General features: G+C 74.7%; 25 protein-coding genes. 4 read left to right on the top strand and 21 right to left on the bottom strand.

What is annotated here, in order from left to right; all coding sequences use genetic code 11:
* Positions 1-15: 15 nt before the first annotated feature.
* The 6 genes from ACFT55_RS05700 to sigE form a co-directional block, all read right to left on the bottom strand.
* A complete protein-coding gene (locus ACFT55_RS05700) occupies positions 16-570 on the bottom strand; it encodes a 2'-5' RNA ligase family protein (RefSeq protein ID WP_380242452.1) in 555 nt (184 codons plus the stop codon).
* Positions 567-1,634 (bottom strand): tryptophan--tRNA ligase, encoded by a 1,068-nt coding sequence (trpS, locus tag ACFT55_RS05695; protein WP_380242450.1) that lies wholly within the window; start codon positions 1,632-1,634, stop codon positions 567-569. The genes ACFT55_RS05700 and trpS overlap by 4 nt, the downstream gene beginning before the upstream one ends.
* Positions 1,635-1,727: 93 nt before the next feature.
* On the bottom strand, positions 1,728-2,132 hold the full coding sequence (locus ACFT55_RS05690; RefSeq protein WP_380242448.1) for a Sec-independent protein translocase TatB: 405 nt from the start codon (positions 2,130-2,132) through the stop codon (positions 1,728-1,730).
* A 62-nt stretch (positions 2,133-2,194) separates the two neighbouring features.
* Positions 2,195-3,529, bottom strand: a complete 1,335-nt coding sequence (locus ACFT55_RS05685) for a S1C family serine protease (protein WP_380242446.1) — start codon at positions 3,527-3,529, stop codon at positions 2,195-2,197.
* Entirely contained in the window at positions 3,526-4,479 is a 954-nt protein-coding gene (locus tag ACFT55_RS05680; protein ID WP_380242443.1) for a zf-HC2 domain-containing protein, read from the bottom strand. The genes ACFT55_RS05685 and ACFT55_RS05680 overlap by 4 nt, the downstream gene beginning before the upstream one ends.
* Positions 4,480-4,514: 35 nt before the next feature.
* On the bottom strand, positions 4,515-5,141 hold the full coding sequence (sigE, locus tag ACFT55_RS05675; protein WP_380242441.1) for an RNA polymerase sigma factor SigE: 627 nt from the start codon (positions 5,139-5,141) through the stop codon (positions 4,515-4,517).
* Positions 5,142-5,333: 192 nt separating this feature from the next.
* Here sigE and ACFT55_RS05670 point away from each other — a divergent pair, with 192 nt between their 5' ends.
* A complete protein-coding gene (locus ACFT55_RS05670; protein ID WP_380242439.1) occupies positions 5,334-5,906 on the top strand; it encodes an O-methyltransferase in 573 nt (190 codons plus the stop codon).
* Between the two features lie 80 nt (positions 5,907-5,986).
* Here ACFT55_RS05670 and ACFT55_RS05665 read toward each other — a convergent pair whose 3' ends face one another.
* The 4 genes from ACFT55_RS05665 to dapE all read right to left on the bottom strand — a co-directional run bounded on the left by ACFT55_RS05665 (position 5,987) and on the right by dapE (position 9,343).
* The gene (locus ACFT55_RS05665) at positions 5,987-6,154 is read right to left on the bottom strand and encodes a DUF3117 domain-containing protein (RefSeq protein WP_380242437.1); all 168 of its coding nucleotides are present in this window, start codon (positions 6,152-6,154) and stop codon (positions 5,987-5,989) included.
* Between the two features lie 163 nt (positions 6,155-6,317).
* Complete coding sequence (gene folP / locus ACFT55_RS05660; protein ID WP_380242435.1) at positions 6,318-7,265, bottom strand: dihydropteroate synthase; 948 nt, start codon at positions 7,263-7,265, stop codon at positions 6,318-6,320.
* Positions 7,262-8,128, bottom strand: coding sequence for a TIGR00730 family Rossman fold protein (locus tag ACFT55_RS05655; RefSeq protein ID WP_380242433.1), 867 nt, complete (start codon positions 8,126-8,128; stop codon positions 7,262-7,264). The genes folP and ACFT55_RS05655 overlap by 4 nt, the downstream gene beginning before the upstream one ends.
* A gap of 9 nt (positions 8,129-8,137) precedes the next feature.
* The gene (gene dapE / locus ACFT55_RS05650) at positions 8,138-9,343 is read right to left on the bottom strand and encodes a succinyl-diaminopimelate desuccinylase (RefSeq protein WP_380242431.1); all 1,206 of its coding nucleotides are present in this window, start codon (positions 9,341-9,343) and stop codon (positions 8,138-8,140) included.
* A gap of 30 nt (positions 9,344-9,373) precedes the next feature.
* On the opposite strand from dapE, the gene dapD reads away from it, so the two are divergent.
* Together dapD and ACFT55_RS05640 are read left to right on the top strand one after the other, a co-directional pair.
* The gene (gene dapD / locus ACFT55_RS05645) at positions 9,374-10,342 is read left to right on the top strand and encodes a 2,3,4,5-tetrahydropyridine-2,6-dicarboxylate N-succinyltransferase (protein ID WP_380242429.1); all 969 of its coding nucleotides are present in this window, start codon (positions 9,374-9,376) and stop codon (positions 10,340-10,342) included.
* A 2-nt stretch (positions 10,343-10,344) separates the two neighbouring features.
* A complete protein-coding gene (locus ACFT55_RS05640; protein WP_380242427.1) occupies positions 10,345-11,253 on the top strand; it encodes a hypothetical protein in 909 nt (302 codons plus the stop codon).
* Between the two features lie 29 nt (positions 11,254-11,282).
* Here ACFT55_RS05640 and ACFT55_RS05635 read toward each other — a convergent pair whose 3' ends face one another.
* The 3 genes from ACFT55_RS05635 to fdxA form a co-directional block, all read right to left on the bottom strand.
* A complete protein-coding gene (locus tag ACFT55_RS05635; RefSeq protein WP_380242425.1) occupies positions 11,283-12,605 on the bottom strand; it encodes a citrate synthase in 1,323 nt (440 codons plus the stop codon).
* Between the two features lie 183 nt (positions 12,606-12,788).
* Positions 12,789-13,961 (bottom strand): succinyldiaminopimelate transaminase, encoded by a 1,173-nt coding sequence (gene dapC, locus ACFT55_RS05630; protein ID WP_380242423.1) that lies wholly within the window; start codon positions 13,959-13,961, stop codon positions 12,789-12,791.
* Complete coding sequence (gene fdxA / locus ACFT55_RS05625) at positions 13,961-14,278, bottom strand: ferredoxin (RefSeq protein WP_380242421.1); 318 nt, start codon at positions 14,276-14,278, stop codon at positions 13,961-13,963. The genes dapC and fdxA overlap by 1 nt, the downstream gene beginning before the upstream one ends.
* A 193-nt stretch (positions 14,279-14,471) precedes the next feature.
* On the opposite strand from fdxA, the gene ACFT55_RS05620 reads away from it, so the two are divergent.
* The gene (locus ACFT55_RS05620; RefSeq protein WP_380242419.1) at positions 14,472-14,705 is read left to right on the top strand and encodes a hypothetical protein; all 234 of its coding nucleotides are present in this window, start codon (positions 14,472-14,474) and stop codon (positions 14,703-14,705) included.
* A 9-nt stretch (positions 14,706-14,714) separates the two neighbouring features.
* Here ACFT55_RS05620 and ACFT55_RS05615 read toward each other — a convergent pair whose 3' ends face one another.
* The 8 genes from ACFT55_RS05615 to ACFT55_RS05580 all read right to left on the bottom strand — a co-directional run bounded on the left by ACFT55_RS05615 (position 14,715) and on the right by ACFT55_RS05580 (position 25,314).
* Positions 14,715-15,794 (bottom strand): prephenate dehydrogenase, encoded by a 1,080-nt coding sequence (locus tag ACFT55_RS05615; protein ID WP_380242417.1) that lies wholly within the window; start codon positions 15,792-15,794, stop codon positions 14,715-14,717.
* Positions 15,791-16,765, bottom strand: coding sequence for a prephenate dehydratase (locus tag ACFT55_RS05610; RefSeq protein WP_380242415.1), 975 nt, complete (start codon positions 16,763-16,765; stop codon positions 15,791-15,793). The genes ACFT55_RS05615 and ACFT55_RS05610 overlap by 4 nt, the downstream gene beginning before the upstream one ends.
* Positions 16,762-17,667, bottom strand: a complete 906-nt coding sequence (locus ACFT55_RS05605) for a hypothetical protein (RefSeq protein WP_380242413.1) — start codon at positions 17,665-17,667, stop codon at positions 16,762-16,764. The genes ACFT55_RS05610 and ACFT55_RS05605 overlap by 4 nt, the downstream gene beginning before the upstream one ends.
* Positions 17,667-19,928: a VanW family protein gene (locus tag ACFT55_RS05600; RefSeq protein WP_380242411.1), complete on the bottom strand. Its 2,262-nt coding sequence runs from the start codon at positions 19,926-19,928 to the stop codon at positions 17,667-17,669. Before ACFT55_RS05600 ends, ACFT55_RS05605 begins: the two co-directional genes overlap by 1 nt.
* Positions 19,929-20,131: 203 nt before the next feature.
* Positions 20,132-20,551, bottom strand: coding sequence for a DUF6113 family protein (locus tag ACFT55_RS05595; protein WP_380242409.1), 420 nt, complete (start codon positions 20,549-20,551; stop codon positions 20,132-20,134).
* On the bottom strand, positions 20,548-21,543 hold the full coding sequence (locus ACFT55_RS05590; protein ID WP_380242407.1) for a PIG-L family deacetylase: 996 nt from the start codon (positions 21,541-21,543) through the stop codon (positions 20,548-20,550). Before ACFT55_RS05590 ends, ACFT55_RS05595 begins: the two co-directional genes overlap by 4 nt.
* Positions 21,544-21,559: 16 nt before the next feature.
* Positions 21,560-23,470 carry a translational GTPase TypA gene (typA, locus tag ACFT55_RS05585; protein ID WP_380242404.1) on the bottom strand — a complete coding sequence of 637 codons (1,911 nt, stop codon included), beginning with the start codon at positions 23,468-23,470 and terminating at the stop codon, positions 21,560-21,562.
* Between the two features lie 116 nt (positions 23,471-23,586).
* A complete protein-coding gene (locus ACFT55_RS05580; RefSeq protein ID WP_380242402.1) occupies positions 23,587-25,314 on the bottom strand; it encodes a BCCT family transporter in 1,728 nt (575 codons plus the stop codon).
* Between the last annotated feature and the right edge of the window lie 70 nt (positions 25,315-25,384).

The following is a 25,384-nucleotide window of genomic DNA, read 5'->3' as shown; positions in this document are numbered from 1 at the left end:
ACCGAGCGGCTGCCCTCAAGGAGCGGCAGGCCCACCCGCGAGCCGGAACGACCGCTGCGGGCGCCACACGCCGTCGTCGCCGTGCTCGTACTGCCAGAGCCGGTCGACCTCGAACACGCCGTCGAAGTCGGCCATCTCGACGAAGGCGCGGTCCAGGTCGGCCTCGGTCACCTCGTGCGCGACGGTGACGTGCGGGTGGTAGTTGAACCGCAGCTCCTGCGCCAGCACGCCCGACCGCGCGGCGGTCTCGAGCTGCTCGCACTCGGCGATGCCCTCGGCGAGGGCGACGAACACGACCGGCGAGATCGGACGGAACGTGCCCGCACCGCGCAGGTGGATGCGGAACGGGGCCGTCTCCTCCGCGACCTTCTCCAGGTGCTCGGACACGGTGTCCAGCAGCGACTCGTCCACGACGGTGGGGCCGATCACCGTGATGTGCGGCGGGATGGCGTGCGCCAGGGGGTCGCCGAGCCGGGCCCGTGCCTCCTGGAGCTGCGTGCCGTACGGCTCGGGCACCGCGATGGCGACGCCGATCCGTACCTGGGCCGGCCCGCGGTCGGGGAGGTTCACCGGGCGCCTCGCGGCAGCAGGCCGAACCGTTCGTAGACCCGGTCGAGCACGGGGCGCGCGATGCCGCGCGCGCGCTCGGCCCCGTCGGCCAGCACCTTGTCGAGCTGTGCCGGGTCCGCCAGGTACGTCTGCGCCCGCGCCTGGAACGGCTCGAGGAAGGCGACGACGGCGTCGGCCAGGTCCACCTTGAGGTAGCCGTAGCCACGGCCGTCGTACTCGGCGGCGATCTCGTCGACGCCCCGTCCGGTGACGGCCGAGAAGATCGTGAGGAGGTTGGAGACGCCGGGCTTGGCGGCCGGGTCGTAGCGCACGCCGTAGCTCTCGTCGGCGTCCGTGACGGCCGACTTGATGGCCTTGACCGCCTTCTTCGGGTCCTCGAGCAGCCAGACGACGCCCTTGCCGCCGGCGTTCGACTTGCTCATCTTGGCCGTCGGCTCCTGCAGGTCCTGGATCTTCGCCACGGCCTTGACGATGTGCGCCTCGGGGACGACGGCGGTGCCCTCGCCGAAGCGGGTGTTCAGCCGCACCGCCAGGTCGCGGGTGAGCTCCAGGTGCTGGCGCTGGTCCTCGCCGACCGGCACGAGGGCCGTGTCGTAGAGCAGGATGTCCGCGGCCATGAGCACCGGGTAGGTGAACAGCCCGACGGTGGTGCCCTCGGACCCCTGCTTGGCGGACTTGTCCTTGAACTGGGTCATGCGGCCCGCCTCGCCGAAGCCGGTCTGGCAGGACAGGATCCACGCCAGCTCGGCGTGCTCGGCCACGTGCGACTGCACGAACAGGATCGACCGCTCCGGGTCGATGCCGCCGGCGAGGTACTGCGCGGCCGTGCGCCGGGTGCGCTCGCGCAGCGCCGCCGGGTCCGGGTTCACGGTCAGGGCGTGCAGGTCGACGACGCAGTACAGCGCCTCGTGGCCCTCCTGGAGCGCCACCCACTGGGCCAGCGCACCCAGGTAGTTCCCGAGGTGCAGCGACCCGTCGGTCGGCTGCATGCCGGAGAAGATGCGGGGCAGCCCCGGCGCGGACGCTCCGCGCTCCAGGGACGATGAGGTGGCGACGTCGGGCATGGCGTCCATTGTGGCAGGTCGCCCGGGCCCGCCGGAAACCGGTCCGGGGCCTGGTCGCTCCTAGGTCGCTCCTAGGTCGCTGCTAGGTCGCTGCTAGGTCGCCTCGTCGTCGAACGGCGCGGGCACGGTGACGCTCGACTGCTCCGAGGTGGTCGTGGCGGCAGGCGTCGCGGAGCCGCCCGCGGCGGGCGCCGCCGCGGCGGTCGCGGCCGGGACGGACGCCCGGACGGGGGCCGGGTCGTCGTCGTCGTCCATCAGGGCCTCGCGCACGATGCGGCGCGGGTCGTACTGCCGGGGGTCCAGCTTGGACCAGTCCACGTCCTTGAACTCCGGCCCCAGCTCCGTGTCGACCCGTTCCTTCGCGTCGCGCAGCAGGCTCCGGCCGCGCTTCACGAGCGACGCGAGCTGGGCCGCGTACCCGGGGAGGCGCTCGGGCCCGATGAGCAGGACGGCGAGCACCACGATGATGAGGAGCTCACCGCCGTTGATGTCGAACACGGGAGCAGCCTAGCGCCCGCCGGCGGGGTGCCGGGCGTCGCGCCGGCAGGCGGGCCGGAGCGTCACTCGCTCTCCCGCTCCTGGAGCACGACGCGCACGTCCCGCTCGTCGCCGTCGGAGCGGACGCGCAGGGTCACCGCGTCCCCCGGCTGCCGGGCACGGATGGCGACGATGAGCGCGTCGCTCATCGTCACCGGGCGCCCGTCGACCGAGAGGATCACGTCCCCGGGACGGATGCCGGCCCGGTCCGCGGGCCCGTCGGGGGTCACCGCCGCCTGACCCTGCTGGGGGTCGGTAGAGACCTTCACGCCCTCGCCCGTGTACGAGGTGTCCAGGAGCGCCCCGATCACCGGGTAGGTGGCGTGCCCGGACTCGATGAGCTGCTCGGCGGTGTGCCGGGCCTGGGCCGACGGGATCGCGAAGCCGAGGCCGATGCTCCCCGTCGCCGACATCGCGCCCGGAGGCTGGGCGATCGCGGAGTTGATGCCCACGACCTCGCCGTCCGCGTCGATCAGCGGGCCCCCGGAGTTCCCGGGGTTGATCGCGGCGTCCGTCTGGATCGCGTCGATGAACGCGGTCGCGGCGCCGCCGGTCTCGTCCCCCGCCTGCACCGGGCGGTGCAGCGCGCTCACGATGCCGGTGGTCACGGTCGAGTCCAGGCCGAGCGGGGCGCCCACGGCGAGCACGGCGTCGCCGACGACCACCTCGTCGGAGTCCCCGAGCACGAGCGGGTCGAGCCCGTCCTCGTCCACCTTGAGCACGGCGAGGTCGTAGTCCGCCGTGCGGCCGACGACCTTCGCGTCCCGCTCCCGGCCGTCGGAGAACGTCACGACGGTCGCGCCGCCACCACCCTCCGCGGCGACGACGTGGTTGTTCGTGAGGATGTACCCGTCAGCGCGCAGCACGAACCCGGACCCGGTCGCGACCCCGTCGGCTCCCGTCACCTGGATCGACACGACGCTCGGGAGCACCTCGGCGGCGAGCTTCGCGACCGAGCCGTCGGGACGTGCCGCCGCCGCGGTCGCTCCCGTCGCGGATCCGGTCGTCCCCGACGTGGGCAGCGCCGCGTCGGCGGGGCGGCCGTCGTCGAGCGCGTCCGAGACCCGCGCGCCCGCGAAGCCGCCGACGGCGCCCGTCAGCAGGGCGAGGGCCACCACGGCGGCCGTGCCCGGACGACGCCGGCGGACGGTCGCGGAGGGGCGCGCTGCGGGCTCACCCGGCGCTCCGGGGGCCTCGGCCGGTGCGGCCGAGGTGACCGGGGACGACAGGGTCGCCGGGAACGGCGACGCGGGGAGCGCGGGGGCGACGCGTGCGACCGGCGGGGTGGCCTCGGGGGCGCGCGCCGGCGGCTCGGGCGGGGCGAACAGGTCGTCGTCGGGGCGGGACGGTTCGGTCATCGGCGCCAGAGGGCTCCTGTCATCGTGGTCCAGCCGCGGGAGATCTCGCGCAGCACGCCGGCGTCGTCGCCCTCGGCGGAACCAGGGAACGCGGCGACGAGCTCGGCGAGCGCGTCGGCGGGCAGGTCGGACGCGACGTCGACGGCGGTGTCGCCGGACTGCCAGGCGACGTGCCAGGGGTCGCTCGACAGCACGCGCAGGTCGTGGCCCCCGACCGCGAGCGCCCCCGTCGGCCCGGCGAAGCCCGTGCCCGACCCCGCGGACGTCTCCAGGTCGGCCAGCTGACCCTGGCGCAGGCACACGACGGCGTTGCCGTCCGGCCCGGACAGGTCCAGCTCCACCGACCCGGTGGCCGACCCGTCGGTGGCCGTGCAGCCGTCGGTGCGCAGCGCGTCGACCGCGTACCCCGCGGGCAGCGCGTCGGGCGCGGCCCACCCGTGCTCGTGCAGCCAGCCGAGCGCGTCCGTGGTGCTGGCGGCGGCGGCCGCCGCGTCGGCGTCCCCGTCCGCCTCCGCCCCGGCCAGCAGGGTGAGCGCCGCGGCGCGCGACGGGTCGGGGCTCACGACCGGCGCCTGGCCCAGCACGAACAGCGCCACGCCGAGCACACCGACCCCGCCGGCGCCCGCAGCGACGAGGCGCCGGGTGCGGAGGCGGCGCCGGGCGCCGAGGTCGCCGGAGAGCGTGGGCGCCCAGGCGGCGGGCCGCTCCCAGCCGGTCGACGACCGCCGGTCGCGCAGCGGGTCGCCCGCCGTCGACGGGATCGAGGCGGACAGCGCGAGGAGGCGGTCGGTGAGCGCAGGGTCGGGCGCGACGTCGCAGGCGCCCGCGAGGGCGCGGTGCGCGGCACGGGCGGCGTCGAGCTCGGCGGCGCACCGCGCGCAGCCGGTCACGTGCACGAGCGCCCTCTCGGTGGACGCGGCGTCGAGCTGGCCGTCGGCGAGGTCGCTCACCCACGGTCCGAGGTGCCCGCCCCCGGCGTAGCCCGTCACGAGGCCGCCCCGCCGCCCGCGTCCCGCGTCACCTCCGCGCGACGGTGCTCCAGCGCGTCGCGGAGCTGCGCGCGGGCCCGGTGGATGCGCGAGCGGACCGTGCCGAGCTTGATCCCCAGCGTGACGGCGATCTCCTCGTAGCTCAGGCCCTCGATGTCGCACAGGACGACGGCCGCACGGTACTCGGGCCGCAGCGCGTCGAGGGCCGCCTGCACGTCGTGGTCGAGGTTCGCGTGCTCGAACCCGCGCTCGGGCCGGCCGTGGTCCTCCGGCGCCGCGACCCGGGCCGCGTCGTCACCCATGGCCTCCATGCGGATGCGCTTGCGGCGCCGCACCTGGTCGAGGAAGAGGTTGGTCGTGATGCGGTGCAGCCAGCCCTCGAAGGTGCCCGGCGTGTAGCTGGACAGCGACCGGAAGACGCGCAGGAACGTCTCCTGGGTGAGGTCCTCGGCGTCCTGCCGGTTGCCGCTCAGGCGGTAGGCCAGGCGGTAGACGCGCGCCGAGTGCTCGCGCACGATCGCGTCCCACGAGGGGGGCGTCCACGCGGCGTCCTCGGGCACGCCGAGGGCCGCCTCGGCGGGGGCCTCGGGCACGTCCTGCACGGGAGCGGGGTCGGTCGTCATCATCACCATCGTCCCACGGCAACGTCCGGGCACGCCGCGACGTTCCCGCGTACGATCACGGCAGCATCACCCGCGCCGGCCACCGTCGGCGACCCCCGCCGTGGAGGACCCGCCATCAGCACCGACGTCGACGCCCGCAGCGGGCGCACCGCAGCCTGGGCCTACAGCGAGGCGTTCGTCCCCGAGGACGACGTGCTGCTGCGCGCGCGGGAGCGTGCGGCCGAGCTGGGCTGCCACGCCGCCTCGCCCGGCACGGGCGCCCTCCTGCAGGTCGTGGCCGCGTCGCTCGGCGCCCGGGCCGTGGTCGAGGTGGGCACCGGCACGGGCGTCGCCGCGCTCTGGCTGCTGCGCGGCATGCCGGCGGACGGCGTGCTGACGACCATCGACGCCGAGCTGGAGCACCAGCGGGCCGCGAAGCGGGCGTTCGCCGAGGCGGGGATCCGGCCGGCCCGCACCCGGACGATCCCGGGCCGCCCGGCCGAGGTCCTGCCCCGGCTCACCGACGGGGCGTACGACCTCGTGCTGGTGGGGGCCGAGCCCCACTCCTACCCCGAGTACGTCGAGGCCGGGCTGCGGCTGCTGCGCCCGGGCGGCGTGCTGGCGGTCGACGGCGCCCTGCACGGGGGGCGCGTGCCCGACCCCGCGCGCCGGGACGAGGTGACGACCGTCGTGCGCGAGGTCGGCCGCTCCCTGCGTGCCGACGACCGGGTGCTCTCCGCCCTGGCGCCGTCCGGGGACGGGCTGCTGCTGGCCGTGCGGCGCTGACCTGCACTGACCCGGAGACAAAAAGAGACGAGCGCGAGGCACCTGCCTCGCGCTCGTCGCGTCTGTCGCGTCCGACGTCGTCAGCCGACGACGGCCCGGAGCGCCTCGCCCAGCTCGGTCGCCTCGGTGGCGTTCAGCTCCACGACCAGACGGCCGCCCCCCTCGAGCGGGACCCGCATGACGATGCCGCGTCCTTCCTTGGTGACCTCCAGCGGCCCGTCGCCCGTCCGCGGCTTCATCGCAGCCATCTGTGGCTCTCCATTCCGTTGTCCGGTTCCTCGGCCTTACCCCTGCCCGCTGCCCGCCGGTCGACGGGGGCGGGCCGAGGCGCGCCCCACCATTCTAGTTCAGAACCTGCCCCTGACTTCCACACCCCGGACGCCTGCGGTCGACTGGCGAGACCGTCGGCCGTCAGGCCAGCCCACGCAGCACCGCGTACGGCGGCGCGTCGTCGCGCACGACGGCGACCAGGTCGAGCACGCGGCGGGTGGCGACGACGTCGTGGGTGCGGAAGACGCTCGCACCCATCCACGCGGCGAGGGCGGTGGCGGCGAGCGTGCCCTCCAGCCGTTCGTCCGGGCCGAGCCCCAGGGTCTCCCCGACGAAGTCCTTGCGGCTGAGAGCCATGAGCAGGGGGTAGCCCAGGCCGGCGAGCGCCTCCGTGCGACGCAGGAGGTGCAGCGAGTGCCAGGTGTTCTTGCCGAAGTCGTGCGTCGGGTCCACCAGGACCGAGCGCGGCGGCACGCCGCACGCGACCGCTCGCGCGGCCGCCTCCCGCAGCGTCGCGACGACGTCGTCGAGGACCCCGTCGCGGGGGTCGCCGCCGGCCCGCGCGTCCGGCGGGTACTCGACGCGGTAGGGGTCGGTGCGCGGCACCGCGCCCCCGGTGTGCGAGCAGACGACGCCGACACCGGCCGCCCCCGCCACCTCGACGAGCGCCGGGTCGTGCCCTGCCCAGGTGTCGTTGACCAGGTCCGCGCCCGCCGCCACGACCTCCCGGGCGACGGCGGCGCGCCACGTGTCGACCGACACGAGCAGGTCGGGCACCTGCTCGCGCAGCCGCGCGACGAACGGGACGACGCGGGCGATCTCCTCCGCCTCGTCGACCTCTGGGCCGACGCCGGCGCGGACCCCGCCGACGTCGAGGATCTGCGCGCCGTCCTCCCACGCCTGGTGCGCAGCGGCGAGCGCCGCCCCCTCGTCGGGCTGGCGCGCCGGGGCGTAGAACGAGTCCGTGGTGCGGTTGACGATCGCCATCACCACGGGCCGCAGCGCCCCGTCCGCGCCGCGGCCGACCTCGCGTCCGCGCAGCACCAGCGAGGTGCCCGCCGCGGGGACCCCCGCCGGCGCCTCGCTCACGAAGCGTCGGACGACGCCGCGTCCTGCTGGTCCTCGACGAGGTCCTCCACCGACCGGCGCTCCGACGCGGCGAGGGCGCGGCCCCGCTCCACGACGTACTCGACGGCCTCCGCGGGCGAGTCGGTGAGGTGCATGAGGTCGACGTCGGCCGCGCCGACCATGCCCCGGTCCTTGACCGCGGTGCGCACCCACTCCAGGAGGCCGCCCCAGTAGTCGGAGCCGACGAGGACGAGCGGGAACTCGGTGACCTTGTGCGTCTGGACCAGCGTCAGCGCCTCGAAGAGCTCGTCGAACGTGCCGAACCCGCCGGGCAGCACGATGAAGCCCTGGGCGTACTTCACGAACATCGTCTTGCGGGCGAAGAAGTAGCGGAAGTTGACGCCGAGGTTCACGTGCTCGTTCATGCCCTGCTCGAACGGGAGCTCGATGCCGAGCCCGATCGAGGTGCCGCCCGCCTTCTGGGCGCCCGCGTTGGCGGCCTCCATGATGCCCGGGCCGCCACCGGTGATCACGGCGTACCCCGCCTCGGCGAGCAGCCTGCCGACCTCGACGGCCTGCGCGTAGTCGGGGTGCTCCCGCGACGTGCGGGCGGAGCCGAACACCGACACGGCCGGCCCCACCTCGGCGAGGGCGCCGAAGCCCTCGACGAACTCCGACTGGATGCGCATCACGCGCCAGGGGTCGGAGTGCACCCAGTCGGGGTCGCCCCCGCCGGAGAGGAGTCGCTGGTCGGTGGTCTGGGCGGGGATCTGCGTGCCACGCAGGAGCACGGGCCCCTTGCGGTAGCCGCTGCCCTGCTCGGGCACCCCGTCGTCGCCGCGGCCGGTGCCCTGGCCGCCGGGAGAGGTCGTCGCTCGCGTCATGCCTCGAGACTAGGCGCCCAGCAGCCACGCGCGCAGGGCGTCGCGCCCGGCGGCGAGCCGCGCGACCGGCAGCCGCTCGTCGTCCTTGTGCGCCAGCACCGGGTCGCCCGGGCCGAAGTTCACCGCGGGGATCCCGAGCTCGGCGAACCTCGCGACGTCCGTCCACCCGTACTTGGGCCGCGGCTCGGTCCCCGTGGCGCCCTGGACGGCGGCCGCGAAGTCCGCCGCGAGGGGGGCGTCCAGGCCGGGGCGCGCGCCCGGTGCGGCGTCGGTGACGACGACCTCGAACCCCTCGAAGAGCTCCCGCAGGTGGGCCTCCGCCTCCGCGACGCTCCGCGAGGGCGCGAAGCGGTAGTTGACCGTCACGGTGCAGGCGTCGGGCACGACGTTGCCCGCGATGCCGCCGCGGATGCCCACCGCACCCAGGCTCTCGCGGTACAGCAGCCCGTCGACCTCGACCTCCCGGGCCTCGTAGGCGGCGAGGCGGGCGAGCACCGGGGCCGCCGCGTGGATGGCGTTGACCCCCGCCCACGCCCGGGCGGAGTGCGCGGCCACGCCGTGGGTGCGCACCTCGACGCGCAGCGTCCCGTTGCAGCCGCCCTCGATGCCGTTGTTGCTGGACTCCCCCAGGATGGCGAAGTCCCCCGCGAGCGCCTCGGGGTGGTTCCGCACGAGGCGCCCGAGCCCGCTGAGGGACGCCTCGACCTCCTCGTGGTCGTAGAAGACGTAGGTGACGTCGTGCACGGGCTCCGTGCCCGGCCGCCCCAGCTCGACGGCGAGGGCGAGGGCGATCGCCACCCCGCCCTTCATGTCCACGGTGCCTCGGCCCCACAGCTCGACGGTCCCGTCGGGGGCGGTCTCGAGCCGGGTCGGCAGGTTGGCCGGCTCCGTGAGGGGCACGGTGTCGAGGTGCCCGGCGATCACCACGCGCCGCTCGCGGCCGAGGTGCGTGCGCGCCACGAGGGCGTCGCCGTCGCGGAGCACGTCCAGGTGCGGCTGGGCGCGCAGCACGTGCTCCACGGCGTCGGCGAGCGCGGTCTCGTCGCCCGAGACCGAGGGCACGTCGCACACGGCGGCGAGGAGGTCCACGAGGTCGGACGACGCGACGGTCGCGGGGTCGAGCAGCGTGCCGAGCCGCACGGCGGGCTGCGGGGCGGGCTGCGGGGCGCGGTCGTCGGCGGGGGCGGCGGTACGGTCCGTGGTCACGCGCACCATCGTGGCAGACCCGCCGACTAGGCTGGTCGCATGACGACGCCTGCCTCCTCCCGCCCTGCCTGGGGCCTCGGACTCGCCACGGTCGCCGACGACGGCACGACGCTCGACGTCTGGTACCCCGCGCCCGTGCTCGGCGCCCCGCCGGAGTCCGACGTCGACATCCCGGTGGAGCTCGACGCCCTCACCGAGCGCGACGACGCCCGCCGGGTGGACGTCGTGGTGGTGCGCACGGTCATCGACCTGGACGCCGCCCCGCAGGACACCGCCGACGCCTACCTGCGCCTCCACCTGCTGTCGCACCGGCTCGTCCAGCCGCACGGCGTGAACCTCGACGGCCTGTTCGGCGTGCTGACCAACGTGGTGTGGACGTCGCACGGCCCGTGCGCCGTGGAGGGCTTCGAGGCCACGCGCCTGCGGCTGCGCGCCGACACCGGCCGCGCGGTCACGGTGCTCGGCATCGACAAGTTCCCGCGCATGGTCGACTACGTCGTCCCTGCGGGCGTGCGGATCGCCGACGCGGACCGCGTGCGGCTCGGGGCGCACCTCGCCGCGGGCACCACGGTCATGCACGAGGGCTTCGTCAACTTCAACGCGGGCACGCTCGGCGCGTCCATGGTCGAGGGCCGGATCTCCGCCGGGGTGGTCGTGGGCGACGGGTCCGACGTCGGGGGCGGCGCGTCGATCATGGGCACGTTGTCCGGGGGCGGCAAGGAGGTCATCCGCGTGGGTGAGCGCTCCCTGCTGGGGGCCAACGCGGGCCTCGGCATCCCGCTCGGCGACGACTGCGTGGTCGAGGCCGGGCTGTACCTCACCGCCGGGACGAAGGTGACCGTGCTCGGGGAGATGGGTGCCGACGGCGACCCGCTCGTCGTGAAGGCGCGCGACCTCGCCGGGCGCGACAACCTGCTCTTCCGCCGCAACTCGCGCACCGGCACGGTCGAGGTGCTGGAACGCGGCGGGGTGGGCATCGAGCTCAACGCCGCGCTGCACGCGAACTGACGGTGGGCGGGACCCGACGACGCCGGGCGCGGCGGGCGACCGGCGCCGCCGTCGCCGCCGTCCTCGTCGTCGGGGTCGGCGCGACGGCGGGCGTCGTGTGGTTCCTCGGCCGGACCGACCCGCCCGCGCCCGAGCGCTGCGCGGCCGAGCTCGACGGCACGTCCTGGTACCTGTCCACCACCCAGGCGGAGAACGCGGCGCTGATCGTCGGCACGTCCGTGCGGCGCGACCTGCCCGGCAGGGCCGCGACGATCGCTCTCGCGACCGCCCTCCAGGAGTCGCGGCTCGTCAACATCGACTACGGCGACCGGGACTCCGTCGGCATCTTCCAGCAGCGCCCGTCCCAGGGCTGGGGCACGGTCGACCAGATCATGGACCCGGTCTACTCGACGGGGAAGTTCTACGACGGCCTGGTGAAGGTCGAGGGCTACCAGGACATGGAGGTCACGGACGCGGCGCAGGCCGTGCAGCGCTCCGGCTTCCCGCAGGCGTACGCCCAGCACGAGACACGCTCGCGGGCGTGGGCGTCCGCCCTGACCGGGCACTCCCCCGGCGCCGTGACCTGCACGCTCCACGCGGTCGACGAGGGCGACGCGCCGGTCGGTGCCGCCGCGCGGGACGTCCTCGCGGAGCGGGCCGCGCGCGACCTCGGGCTGCCGGGCGACGCCCTGCGCGCCGCCGGCGACGACCAGAGCTCCGTGCGCGTCGACGCGACGACCCTCCCGCTCGAGAGCGACCTCGCGACGTGGGCCGTCGCCCACTGGGCGGTCGCGACGGCCTCGGTCACCGGCGCCGAGGAGGTCCGCGCCGGCGGCCAGGTCTGGTCGCGCGCCGACGGGGAGTGGTCCCGTGCGGACGACGAAGACCGCCAGCCCGACGGCCAGGTCACGATCGACCTGGCGGCGGGCTGACGGTCTCGGTCAGCGGTGCGGCCGTGCGCTCAGCGCTGCTCGAGCGCCACGTAGTCGCGCTCGGTCGGGCCGGTGTAGACCTGCCGCGGGCGGCCGATCTTCGTCTGCGGGTCGTGCATCATCTCGCGCCACTGGGCGATCCAGCCAGGCATGCGGCCCAGGGCGAACAGCGGCGTGAACATGGCGGGCGAGAAGCCCATGGCCTTGTAGATGAGGCCGGTGTAGAAGTCCACGTTCGGGTAGAGCTTGCGCTGGACGAAGTAGTCGTCCGACAGGGCGATCTCCTCGAGCCCGCGGGCGATGTCGAGCAGCTCGTCCTTGGCGCCGAGCTGGTCGAGCACGGCGTCCGCGTGCTTCTTGACGATCGCGGCGCGCGGGTCGTAGCTCTTGTAGACGCGGTGCCCGAAGCCCATGAGGCGGACGCCGTCCTCCTTGTTCTTGACCTTCTTCATGAAGGTCTCGACGGAGTCGTCGCCGCTGCGGATGCTCTCGAGCATCGTGAGGACGGCCTCGTTGGCGCCGCCGTGCGACGGGCCGGAGAGGGCGTTGATGCCGGCGGCGACGGACGCGTACAGGGTCGCGTTCGACGAGCCGACGATGCGCACGGTCGACGTCGAGCAGTTCTGCTCGTGGTCGGCGTGCAGGATGAGGAGCTTGTCCATGGCGGACACGAGCACCGGGTCGGACTCCCACTGCTCGTAGGGCCGCGAGAACGTCATGCGCAGGAAGTCGTCCACGTAGCCCCGGGCGTAGTCCGGGTACATGAGCGGCTCGTCGCGCGTGGCGCGGTGCAGGTACGAGGTGATGGTGCGGATCTTCGCGAGGATGAGGACCGTGGCGAGCTCGACAGCCTCCGGGTCGTGCGGGTCCAGCGACTCCGGGTAGTACGTCGGGAGCGCGTTCACCGCCGACGCGAGGATCGACATCGGGTGCCCGCCGCGCGGGAACGACGACAGGAACGCCCGGAAGCCCTCGGGGACCAGCGTGTGACGGTTGACCCGCTCCTCGAACGCCGAGAGCTCGGTGGCCGACGGCAGCTCGCCGTGGATGAGCAGGTAGGCCACCTCGAGGAAGGTGGACGAGTCGGCGAGCTGCTCGATCGGGTACCCGCGGTAGCGCAGGATGCCCTGGTCGCCGTCGATGTACGTGATCGCCGACTCGCACGACGCGGTGTTGGTGAAGCCGGGGTCGACCGTGACCAGGCCCGTGTCCTTGAGCAGGGACGACACGACGATGCCGTCGTTGCCCTCCGTGGCGGGGACGACGGGCAGCTGCCGGGCGGTGCCGTCGACGACGAGCTCGACCGTGGCGGTGTCGCCCGAGGTGCCTGCGGCAGGCGTGGTGGACGTCATGTCTTCCTTCCGTGACGGGCTCCACGGCTCCCGACGACGGGGGCGGTGAGCGCGTGACTCGTGACTCTGGGACGGGGGCGGCCCGGGGCACGCCGACCGCGTGAGTCCTCCAGGGCTACCGCGGCCTGCGGTCGAACCTACCCCCGAATACCAAGGTGTTCCAATCCCCTGCTCATCGCGCAGTCACGCAGATGTGATGCGGACCACAGCATCGGCCACGGAATCGTCCGGAGCGGTGAGCGCGACGCGGACGTGCCGCTCGCCCGCCGAGCCGTAGAACTCCCCGGGGCCGACGAGGATCCCGCGGCGCGCGAACCAGGCCGCGAGGTCGCGCGACGAGGCGCCCACCTGCGGCCCCGTGCGGTCGCCCGTCCCGGCGCGCCCGGCGGGGCGGGCCCAGAGGTACAGCCCCGCCTCGGACCCGTCCACGACGAAGCCGGCCGTCTCGAGGGCTCCGCGCAGGGCCGTCCGCCGGCGGCGGTAGACCTCGCGCTGCGCGAGCACGTGCGCGTCGTCACCCAGCGCGGCCGCCATCGCCGCCTGGACCGGGCCCGGCACGATCATGCCGAGGTGCTTGCGGGTGGCGAGGAGCCGGTCGACCAGGGCCGGGTCGCCCGCCACGAACGCCGCGCGGTACCCGGCCACGTTGGACTGCTTCGACAGCGAGTACGCCACCAGGAGGCCCTCGTGGCTGCCGCCCGTGACGCGGGGGTCGAGCAGGCTGGGCACGCGCGAGACCCCGTCCTCGCCCACCCAGGCGTCGCCCCACGGCAGCTCGGCGTAGCACTCGTCGCTCACGACGACGGCGCCGATGGCCCGCGCCGCCTCCACGACGCGGCGCAGGTGCGCGACGTCGGAGACCTCGCCCGTCGGGTTGCCGGGTGAGTTGACCCACACCAGGCGCACGTCGTCGCGTCCCGCCCAGGCGTCGACGTCGTCGGTGGCCAGCGGCGTCGCGCCGGCCAGGCGCGCCCCCACGTCGTACGTCGGGTACGCGACCGCGGGGTGCACGACCACGTCGCCCGGCCCGAGCCGCAGCAGCGACGGGAGCAGGCCGACGAGCTCCTTCGAGCCGACGGTCGGCAGCACGGCAGCCGGGTCGACGTCGGGGACGCCCCGGCGCCGGGCGAACCAGCCTGCGACGGCGTCGCGCAGCGCGGGCGTGCCGTGCGTCTGCGGGTAGCCGTGCGAGTCGGACGCCGCGGCGAGGGCGTCGCGGACCACGGCCGGGGTCGGGTCGACGGGCGTGCCGATCGAGAGGTCGACGACACCGCCGGGGTGGGCGCGGGCGGTGGCCCGCACGTCCCCCAGCGTGTCCCAGGGGTAGGGCAGGGAACCGAGGTCCGCGAAGCCCATCAGGCCTGGGGCGGCAGGGCGGCGATCATGGGGTCGTCCTTCTCGATGAGCCCCATCTTCGCGGCGCCGCCGGGCGAGCCCAGGTCGTCGAAGAACTCGACGTTCGCGCGGTAGTAGTCCTTCCACTGCTCGGGGACGTCGTCCTCGTAGTAGATGGCCTCCACCGGGCACACCGGCTCGCACGCACCGCAGTCGACGCACTCGTCCGGGTGGATGTAGAGCGACCGCGAGCCCTCGTAGATGCAGTCCACGGGACACTCCTCGATGCACGCCTTGTCCTTGACGTCGACGCACGGCTGAGCGATCACGTAGGTCACTGCGGGCTACCTTCCAGGTGACGAGGGGCCGCGTCCCGCCGGGGCGGTCTGCGGTGCTCGATGCTTCTTCGGCGATACCGGCGCGGGCGCTGCCCGCGCGGCCAACTCTAGTATCGCTGACGTGGTGCCTTCGCCGTCAGCCGTCCCACCTGCCGTACCGCCCCCCGCCGGTCCCCCCTGGACCCGGCTCCCCGTGGGCGCGCGCGTCGTCGTACGACGCCGCCTGACGCCGTCGGAGGCCGCCGCCGCCGGCGCCCGCTGGACCGACGTCGTCGGCGTCCTCACGGCCGTGTCCGAGGACGGGCTCCGGGTGCGGGCCGACCGCTCCCCCGGCCTCCCCGAGGTGGCCGTCCCCGCCGCCGAGGTCGAGGCGGTGAAGCCGGTCCCGCCGCGCCGACCGCGCCGGGGTCGCCCCGAGCAGGCCTGACGCCCGCCGTCACCCCCGCTCGGAGGAGGCCTGCCGCGGCACGCGCACGTGCACCGCGTCGTCGTCGACGCCGGTGACGACGGCACCCGCCGTGCAGCGCGCGACGAGGGCGTCGACCAGCTCGGCGCGCCAGCCCGTCCCGACCGCCAGGCTCTCCGCCGCGCCGTCGGGCCGCGGACCGCGGGCCGAGCGCCGCTCCCGCACCTCGTCGGCGGCGTGGAAGACGTCGTGCAGCGAGCCGTTCGTCTCCAGCGCGCCGATGACCACCTCGAGGTCGCGCACCACCTTGCGCAGGGCGGGCGCCACCCAGGCGGCGTTCTCCGTGACCATCGCCTCCGTGCGGGCAGGATCGGTGAGCGCCACCCGGGTGCCGTCGCGGAAGCTGCCGGCCGCCAGGCCGAGCGCGAGGTCGCGCACGGGCGCGCCCGCCACGGCGTTGAGCAGCTGCGTGGCCACGACGTGCGGCACGTGGCTGACCAGGGCGGCCGCCTCGTCGTGCCGGTCGTCGGTGACCACGGCCGCCGTGCCCGCCAGCGGCCCGGTCACCAGGCGGAGCACCTGGGCCAGACGGGTCGGCTCGTCCGGCGCGGCCGCGCCGGGGTCGGCGACCGTCACGGCCCAGGGCGCGCCGTCGAGGAGGGCCGCGTCCGACGCGCCGAACCCGCTGTGCTCGGTGCCGGCCATCGGGTGCGCACCCACGTACCGGTCGCCCAGGCCCGCGGCCCGTACCGCGGCGCGCACCGGCCCCTTGACGCTGCCGACGTCGGTGAGGGTCGCACCGCCGTCGCCCAGGAGCGGCGCGAGCTCCGCCGCCGTCGCCCGCACGGCCCGCAGCGGCACGGCCAGCACCACCATCTCGGGACCCGCCGCGCACAGCCGGGCGAGGTCGTCCTCGACGCGCAGCCCCACCGCCCGCGCGTCGGCGCGGGTGCCGGGGTCCAGGTCGGTGGCGACGACGTCGACGCCGCGCGCCGCCAGCAGCCTGGTCAGCGACCCTCCGACCAGGCCCAGCCCGACGACCCCCACGGTGCCCGTGCCGCGAGAGCGCGAGCCGGGGCCGGGACCGGGGCCGGGGCCGTGCGAGGTCACCACAGCAGCCCCTGCGCGAGGGTCGCCGCCGCGTCCTGCTGCCGCACGCTGCCGGTCGGCGCGTGGTCGGGCAGCACACCGTCCAGGCCCGGGCCGCCGGGCGACACCGGGAAGGCGCCCAGCACCTTGAGCGAGTCGCCCGCGCCGAGAAGGGCGGCGAACAGGTCCCGCACGCGCGGCTCCCAGGGTGCGCCGTCGAGCGTCACGACGAAGACGTACTGGCTCTCGCGCACCTTCAGCGGACGTTCCACGAGGCTCGTCATGTTGACGCCGCGCGCCGCGAACTCGCCCGTGACCCGCGCGAGCACGCCGGGACCCGTGACGACCGGCGTCATCGCCAGCATCGTGCGCCACGTGCCCGGGCCGGCGGCGCGGACCGGCGCCCACGCCTCGTCGGCCGCGTCGCGGCGGCACAGGACGAGGAAGCGTGTCCGGGCGCCGGCGAAGTCCTCCACGCCCGTCGCGAGGGTCTCCAGGCCGTACAGCTCACCGCACAGGCGGGGGCCGAACGCGACCTGGTGGTCGCCCAGGTCACGGCACGCCGCCGCGTTGGAGGACGCCGGCACGGGCAGCAGGCCACGCTCGGCGACGAACCGGCTGCACTGCGCCAGACCGTGCGGGTGGGCGGTGGCCTCGCGCAGGCCGGGGCCGCCGGACCGCCCGGGGCGGACGAAGGCGTCGAACGACACGTCCAGCACGACCTCGTCGACCGCCACCACGTCAGGGCTGCCCAGGAGCGCGTCGAGCGACGGCACCACGTACCCCTCGACCGAGCTCTCGATCGCGACGACCCCGCGGTCGGCGGCGCCCGACGCGACCGCGTCGTGCACCTCGCGGACCGTGGACAGCGGCTCCTGGCCCGCCATTGTGCCCGAGCTGCCCGACCTTCCCGACCTGCCCGGCCGCCCGGTCCAGCGGCGCGCCGCCTCGTGGGTGAACGTGCCCTCCGGCCCGAGGTACGCGACCGTCATGCCCCGGCCTGCCCGCCCTCTGCCCAGCGCGGCGCGAGCGGCACCGGTCCCGGCACGAAGCCCTCACCGGGCAGGACCGCGAGCGTGCGGTGCGCGACGCCGCGGGCGTCCAGCTCGGCGACGAGGCCGTCGAGCACGGCGACCGACGGGCAGCGGAAGGAGGTGAAGAAGACGTGCGGCCCGTGGGTCGACGGGTGGCTGCGCAGGTGCTGCAGGTCGACCCCCGCGGCCGAGAGCACGGCCAGGGTGTCCTGCAGCGACCCGCGGTGGTCGTCCGACGGCCCCACGGCGAGCCAGACCTGGGCCGGCACGTCGAAGCGCGGCCACGCGGCGCGCGCCTCCAGCAGTCCGTACCAGACCGGACGGCGGCCGGCGAGCCGCTCGCTGCCCGGCACCTCCGCCCACCCTGCCGGGACGCGCGACCGCTCGACGACGATCGAGCCCGCCTGGCCGGCGAGCGCGACCCGCTCGTCGACGGACGTCCGGGTCGGCACGAGCCGCGGGCTCACGCCCATGCCGCGCAGCAGGTCCTGGCAGTCCCGCATCCCGGCCTCGTCGATGACGACCTGGCCGCCCGACGCGCCCGCCGGGGCGACCCACACCCACTGCGGCGCGACGGCGACGGCCGCCGTGACGATCAGCGACGGGTCACCCGCCAGGATCGCCTCCTCGAGCGCGGGCGACGGCTGCTCCGGGTGGCCCAGGTGCACGACCGCGGCGAGGTCGTCGATCGTCGCCACCGTGGCGAGCGTGTCCGACGTCGTCCCCAGGTCGAGCAGCTCGAGCGACTCGTCCGCCACGGCCGTGACCACCACCGACCCCGCGGCGACCCCCGACCACCCCGCGTCGTGCGCCGCCTGCGCGGCGTGCGCCGGGGACTCGCGTTCCGAGCGTCCGAGCATCAGTCCTCCTCGGTCTTGCCGTCGTCGCCGCCGTCGGTGCCGCTGCCGCCGGTGTCGTCCTTCGCCTGCCGCTCGTCGTCCCGGTCGGCCTTCGGCTGGTCGCACACGACCGGGTTGTCGGGCTTGTAGGTCCAGGTCTTCGACTCGTCCTTGACCTGCTTGCCGTCGCGGAACACCTGGCGGTAGTTCGTGATCGTGAAGCCGTCGCTCCCGCCGGGGTAGCTCTCGCACGACGCGCCCGAGCTGTGCACGGCGGTGGCGGGCACGATGTTGTGCTTGTCGCCGGCCCTCGTCGTGACGTCGTAGTACGGGGTGGACCAGATCGCCACGTGCACCTCGCCGCCCGAGACCCACGACTGCATGACGGCGCCGTACGGCGTGTCGTTGGTGAACTTCATGTCGATGGCGCCCACGTAGATGGTCGCCTCGCGCCCCGCCGGGTACCGGTCGAACCAGTAGCTGTGGGGCTGGTGGCCCGCGTCGTCGTACCCGGCGAAGTAGGCCGCGTTGTAGGTGGTCGTGGCCATCTGCGACAGCCCGCCGCCGATCGCGTCGGTGTGCACGCCGTTGCTGATGACGCCGGACTGCACGTACCCGTTCGCCGCCGAGACGGGCGACAGGGTGTCGAGCAGCGAGAACGTCTCGCCCGGGGCGACGAGCGTGCCGGTGACGAGCTCGGCGCCGCGGATCAGGTTCCGGGTCCGGACCGTGTCGCTCGTCAGCGGGGTGGCGAACTGGGAGACGACCTCCTTGACCCCCATCTTCTCCAGCCCCTCCTTGGTGCGCTCGGGGTCGCGCTCCGTCAGCTCGAGCTGCACGGTGCGATCGTCGCCGACCGCGGCCTTCCCGACGGCCGCCGCGGTGTCGTCGGGGTCGAGGGACGTCCCCTGCTCCCCGCCCTCGACGACGGGCTTGCCGTCGCGGAACACGAAGTGGGCGTCGTCCGGCTCCGTGAGCAGGTCGTCGGTCTCGTCCACCACCACCGAGACGATCTTCTCGCCGTCGAAGCGCGCGACGAGCGCGCCGTCCGTGTTCTTGTAGGTCGTCACCTGGCCGAGCGTCTTGCGTCCGAGCTCGGCGGTCTGGTCGCCGACCTCGACCTCGACGGGGCCGCTGACGACCTGCTTCGCCTCGGCCAGGGCCGTGTCCGTCTCGTCCTGGGTGACCGCCGGGGCGACGGTCTTCGTCGGCAGGTCGACCGGGCCCGAGGTGACGAGCCACGCGTCGGCCACGGCATCCACCGACTCGTCCACCAGCACGCTGGAGCCGTCCTTGGCCTTCGTGGCGACGGCCTTCCCGGCCCGGAAGCCGACCGTGCCGTCCACGGGCTCCACCTGCAGGGACTCCTCCAGGCCGGAGAGCGTCTTCGTCAGTGCCGTCCGGCTGACGTCCACGACGGGGTCCACCTCGCCGCCGCCGACGACGTGCTCCCACAGGCGCGTGGGGTCGAGCGAGAAACCGGTCAGCCCGTCGACCGTCCCCTCCGCGTCGAAGGACAGGCCTGCGTCGGCAGGGTCGACGGTGCTCGTCGCCTCGCCCGCCTGGACCGTGATCGGCTCGGCGGCGCGGGGCCCCAGACCGTCGTCCAGCGCGGACACCGCCGCGGCGCTCTTCATCCCGCCGATGTCGACGCCGGCGACCGACGTGCCCTTCGGCACGGTGCCGGCGACGGCCATCTGCGCCCCGGCGTAGAGGCCCGCGACCACGACCAGGCCGACGCCGGCCCAGAGCGCGACCTTCGGCGCACGGCTCGGGGCGCCGTCCCCCGCCAGCCCGTCGAGCGGGGAACCCCCGGAGCCGGCAGGCGGAACAGCCGGACCCGCTGGGCCCGTGGGACCTGCCGGGCCGGCGGGTCCGCCAGGCGCACCAGGAGCGCCCGTGGCGGCGAACGGCGCGGCAGCCGTCGTGGACACGGCCGGCAGCGCCTGGGTGGGCGCCCCGGTCGACGGCGCCGGCACCGTGGCGATGATGCGCTGCTCGTACAGGCGCACCCGGGGCTGGTACGGGACCTCGGACTCCGGCGACTCGGACTCCGGCGACCCAGCCTCCGGCGACCCAGGCTCCCGCGGCGGAACAGGGGTGGACCCGGGCGCGCTCCCCGGGGCCGCCGCCGAGACCGTGCCGGGTTCGGTGCCGGGTCCGGTGCCGGGGCCGGTGCCGGTGCCGGTGCCGGTGCCGGGGCCGGTGCCGGGTCCGGGACGTGCGGGCTCGGCGGGTGCGGACCCGGTGCTCTCCGGATCGCGCTCGGTCGGGTGACCCATGCAGAGGCTCCGTCAGGGTGAGGTGCGGGGACGACGCCCCGGGAGGACAGGTGACGCGGGGCGGGCCCGCGTGCAGGATCCTACTCGGGAGCCCCCGACGCACGGCCCCACAGTTCGGGTGAAAGCGTCATTTCGGACTCGGGTTCGCACACGTTCGTCACCGTGGCCGCCATGGCGCGCACGGGACGGTCACACCCGACCGGTCAGCCCCGACGGTCGGTGAACCAGGAGCGCGGCAGGAACGCGCCGACGAGGAACATCAGGAGTCCGCCGTAGGTCCACACGAGGCCCACCGCCTGAGCCGGGACGAGCACGTCCCCGCCGGGCCCGGCGACCGAGAGCGCCTGCACGGCCACGACCCAGCCCGCGCCCGCGGCCAGCAGCGGGCCGAGACCCGCCCACGCCCGGCACAGCACCGCCGTCGAGAGAGTGATGGCGAGGGCCAGCACGATGCCGAGCGGCAGGTCGTGCCACTGCGTGCGGTGCGCCACCGTGCCCAGCACCCCGACGACCGCGCCGAGGGCCAGGGCGAGCACCGCGCGCGCGGCGGACCGCCACCACCGGCCGGGACGGGCCGGGACGGAGCCGGTGGAGGGCGACGTCGGGTGCACGGGCGTGGTCATCGCGACGAGCCTACCGGCGCGGACACCAGGTACGACTCGTGCGCGAGCACCGGGGCGAGCACGCCGTTGCTCAGCGCGTACCACCCGAGGAGTCCGGTCGCCGCCCTGGCCGCCGAGGCGTGCTGCACCTGCGTGGCGTGCGCCCGCATCGCCTCGAGCACGCGGTCCAGCACGGGTGCGACGTCGACGGTGCGCACCTCGCCGGTCGAGAGCTCCGCGTCGTGCGCGGCGAGGGGAGGCAGGTCCTCGTCGGGGTCGGGGAACGTGAGGCCCGCCCGGGCCGCGAGAGTCCGGGCGTCCGGGTCGGCGGCGAGGGCGCGGCGCCCTGCCCGCAGCGCCGCGGAGGAGGCGACCGCCTGCCAGAGCTCGGCACCCGCCCACGGCTCCCCGGGCACGGCAGCACCGGGGTCGGCGGCGAGCGCGAGCGCACGGGTCGTGACCTCGTGGGTGCGCACGTGGTCCGGGTGTCCGTAGCCGCCGCGCGTCTCGTAGGTGGCGACGACGTCGGGCCGGTGGGCGCGCACCAGCGCCGCGAGCCGCGCCGCGGCGTCGTCCAGCGGCACCCGCGCGAAGGCGGTCGGCGGCGCGTCGTCCGCGGGCCCCGCGATCCCCGGGGCGACCCACGTCATGCCCGAGTCCTCGAACCGGGGACGACGGCCGGGGTCGCCGGACGCCTCGGGCCCCCGGGTGGGCCGTGCGTCCGAGAGGTCGGCCGCGTCGAGGAACACCTGCCCGACGGCGCCCGGACCGCCACCGAGCGCGGCGACGGCCGCGGCCACCTCCCCCTCGCGGTGGGCGGCGAGCGCGGGGCCGTCGCCCTCCAGCCGGGCCAGGCCCGTGGGGTGCGCGGGGGTGTCGATGACCTCGCCCCGCTCGCCGCGGGTGCAGGTCACGACCGTGACGGGACGCCCGGCGGCCGCCCACGACGCGATCAGCGCACCGGTCGCGAGCGTCTCGTCGTCCGGGTGCGCGTGCACCGCGAGCAGCCCCACGGGCGTCGCCGGTCGATCAGGCGCGCTTGGCGCGGGCGACGGCGCGAGCGCGGGAGGTCGCGTCGAGCTCGACCTTGCGGATGCGCACGACCTCCGGCGTCACCTCGACGCACTCGTCCTCGCGCGCGAACTCGAGGGACTCCTCCAGCGTGAGCTTGCGCGGCGGGATGAGGTTCTCGAAGTTGTCGGCGGTCGAGGACCGCATGTTCGTCAGCTTCTTCTCCTTGGTGATGTTGACGTCCATGTCCTCGTTGCGGGAGTTCTCGCCGACGATCATGCCCTCGTAGACCTCCTGCGTGGGGTCGACGAAGAACGAGCCGCGCTCCTGCAGGTTGATCATGGCGAACGGCGTCACCTTGCCCGCACGGTCGGCCACGAGGGAGCCCGTGTTGCGCGACTCGATCGGACCGTGCCACGGCTCGAAGCCCTCGGAGATCGAGGCGGCGATGCCGGTGCCGCGCGTCTCGGTGAGGAACTGCGTGCGGAAGCCGATGAGGCCGCGCGCCGGGACCATGAACTCCATGCGCACCCAGCCGGTGCCGTGGTTGCTCATCGTCTCCATGCGGCCCTTGCGCTGCGCGAGGAGCTGCGTCACGGCGCCGAGGTACTCCTCGGGCACGTCGATCGTCATGCGCTCCATCGGCTCGTGCCGCTTGCCGTCGATCTGCTTGGTGACGACCTGCGGCTTGCCGACGGTGAGCTCGAAGCCCTCGCGGCGCATCTGCTCGACGAGGATCGCCAGCGCCAGCTCGCCGCGGCCCTGCACCTCCCACGCGTCGGGACGCTCGGTCGGAAGCACCTTGAGCGACACGTTGCCGATGAGCTCCGCGTCGAGGCGGTCCTTGACCTGGCGCGCGGTGACCTTGTGGCCCTTGCCGCCCTTGCCGGCCAGCGGCGACGTGTTGATGCCGACGGTCATCGAGATCGCCGGGTCGTCCACCGTGATCAGCGGCAGCGGGCGCGGGTCGTCCACGTCGGTGAGGGTCTCGCCGATCATGATGTCCGCGATGCCCGCGACGGCGACGATCTCGCCCGGGCCTGCCGACTCGGTGGGCACCCGGTCGAGCGCCTTGGTCTCGAGGAGCTCCGTGATCCGGACGCTCGACAGCGTGCCGTCGTGGCGGGCCCACGCCACCGTCTGGCCCTTGCGCAGCGTCCCGTTGAAGATCCGCAGCAGCGCGAGGCGGCCGAGGAACGGCGACGCGTCGAGGTTGGTGACGTGCGCCTGGAGCGGCATGTCGGCGTCGAACGTGGGCGCCGGGATCTTCTCCAGGATCGTGGCGAACAGCGGCTCGAGGTCCTCGTTGGCGGGCAGCGCGCCGTCGCCGGGCTGGTCGATCGACGCACGGCCGGCCTTCGCGGACGCGTAGACGACGGGCACGTCGAGGATGGCGTCCAGGTCGAGGTCGGGCACCTCGTCGGACAGGTCGCTCGCGAGGCCCAGCAGCAGGTCGGTGGTCTCCCCCACGACCTCGGTGATGCGGGCGTCCGGGCGGTCGACCTTGTTCACGACCACGATGACGGGCAGCTTCGCGGCCAGCGCCTTGCGCAGCACGAAGCGGGTCTGGGGCAGCGGGCCCTCCGACGCGTCGACGAGCAGCACGACGCCGTCGACCATCGACAGGCCGCGCTCGACCTCGCCGCCGAAGTCGGCGTGGCCCGGGGTGTCGATCACGTTGATGGTGATCCCGCCGGGCTCGCCGACGCTCGCGGCCGACGGACCGGCGTACCGGACCGCGGTGTTCTTCGCGAGGATCGTGATCCCCTTCTCGCGCTCCAGGTCGCCGGAGTCCATCACGCGGTCGTCCACGTGCTGGTGGGCGGAGAAGGCGCCTGCCTGGCGCAGCATGGCGTCCACGAGGGTCGTCTTGCCGTGGTCGACGTGGGCGACGATCGCCACGTTGCGCAGGTCTGAGCGCACAGACATCGAGGGTCTCTTTTCCTGGGGAGGGAGGGGTGGCCCGCGATCGGGCCTCGGCTATCTTACCTGCCGCGCGAACCCGCTCGCGGACCGGCCCCGGACCCCGTCCCGACCCGCCCCGCTCAACCGCCCGCTGGACCGCCCGGTCCGCGCCCGTCGTCCGGTCCCGGCTCCGGCGCCCTGCCGGGCTTGGTGTCCCGCCGTCGGGGCACGCGCAGCCGGAGCGCGCCGGGCGCAGGCGGCAGCACGTTCTCCCAGCGCCCGGCGAGCGTCGTCGCGACCTTCTCGGTCACGTGCTCGGTGAGCGCCGTGCGTGCCGCCCGCCGTTCGGCGCGCACGATCGCGCGGTGCTCCACCCCGAGCTCCTTGACGATCGAGACAGCCATCCCGATGAGCACGAGCGAGAACGGCAGGGCGATGAGGATCGCCGCCGTCTGGAGCGCCTGCAGACCGCCCGCCAGCAGCAGCGCCGCCGCGACGAGGCCCTGGAGCACGGCCCAGAACAGCCGGCTCCACAGCGGCGGGTTCGGGTTGCCGCCGTTGGCGAGCATGTCGACGACGAACGACCCGGAGTCGGACGACGTGACGAAGAAGACGACGACCAGCACGATGCCCGCGACGGCGAGCCACGTGCCGCCGCCCGGCAGCGACGCGAAGAGCTGGAACATCGCCGTGTCGGTGTTCACGCCTCCGGTCGCGGGGTCGAGCATGCTGCCCGGCTGCGTCATCTCCTGGTGCAGGCCCGCGCCGCCGAACACGCTGAACCAGATCGTGGCGACGGCCATCGGCACCGCGAGCGTGCCGAGCACGAACTCCCGCACGGTGCGGCCGCGGGAGATCCGGGCGATGAAGACGCCGACGAACGGCGCCCAGGAGATCCACCAGCCCCAGTAGAAGATCGTCCAGCTCGACTCCCACGCCAGGCCCTCGTCGCCGCGGAAGGCCAGGGTGTCGAAGGTCATCTGGATGACGTTCGCGAAGTAGTACCCGAACGACTGCACCCAGCTGCGCAGGAGGAACAGGGTGGGCCCGATGACCAGCACGACCACGAGGACCACGCCCGCGAGCACCATGTTGCCGTTCGACAGCCACTTGATGCCCTTGGAGAGACCGGAGGCGACGGACAGCGCGGCGAGCGCCGTGATCGCCGCGATGAGGCCGATCTCCAGCGCCGTGCTGGGCTCCACGACGTCCAGGTAGCCCAGCCCGTGCGCGACCTGCAGCACCCCGAGGCCGAGCGACGTGGCGACGCCGAAGACCGTGCCGATGATCGCCACGACGTCGATGACGTTGCCCAGCCAGCCCTTGACCCGGTCGCCGAGCAGCGGCTCCAGCGCCCAGCGGATCGACACGGGCCGGCCCTTGCGGTGGATCGCGTACGCGAGCGCGAGACCGGCGACCACGTAGATCGCCCAGGCGTGGAAGCCCCAGTGCACGTAGGTCTGGGAGATCGCCGCCTGGGCGAGGGTGGCGTCGTCGCCGGTGACGCCCGGCTTCGGGCTGACGAAGTGGGACAGCGGCTCGGACACGCCGTAGTAGACGAGGCCGATGCCCATCCCGGTGGCGAAGAGCATCGAGAACCAGACCGGGAGCTTGAAGTCCGGCGTCTCGTCGTCCGGGCCCAGCACGATGTCGCCGAACCGGCTGAGCCCCATCCAGATCGCGAAGATCACGAAGCAGGCGACGAGGAGGACGTAGTACCAGCCGAACGCGCCGATGACCTCGGACTGGAGCGCGTTCATCACGTTCGTCGTCGCGTCCGTGGCGAAGACGGCGAGCAGCACGAAGAGCAGGATGATGCCGGCTGCAGGGTAGAAGACCCCGCGGGACAACGTCGACGCGCGCGTCATGCCCCTCACCCTGACGCCGAGTGCCCGGGCCGGCAAACGGAAGAGGGGCCGCCCGGCGCTGCCGGACGGG

Source organism: Isoptericola sp. NPDC057191, from assembly GCF_042670225.1.
Taxonomy (GTDB): domain Bacteria; phylum Actinomycetota; class Actinomycetes; order Actinomycetales; family Cellulomonadaceae; genus Isoptericola.
Note: the sequence above shows the minus strand (reverse complement) of the source record. Positions and strands in the feature narration are given on the sequence as shown.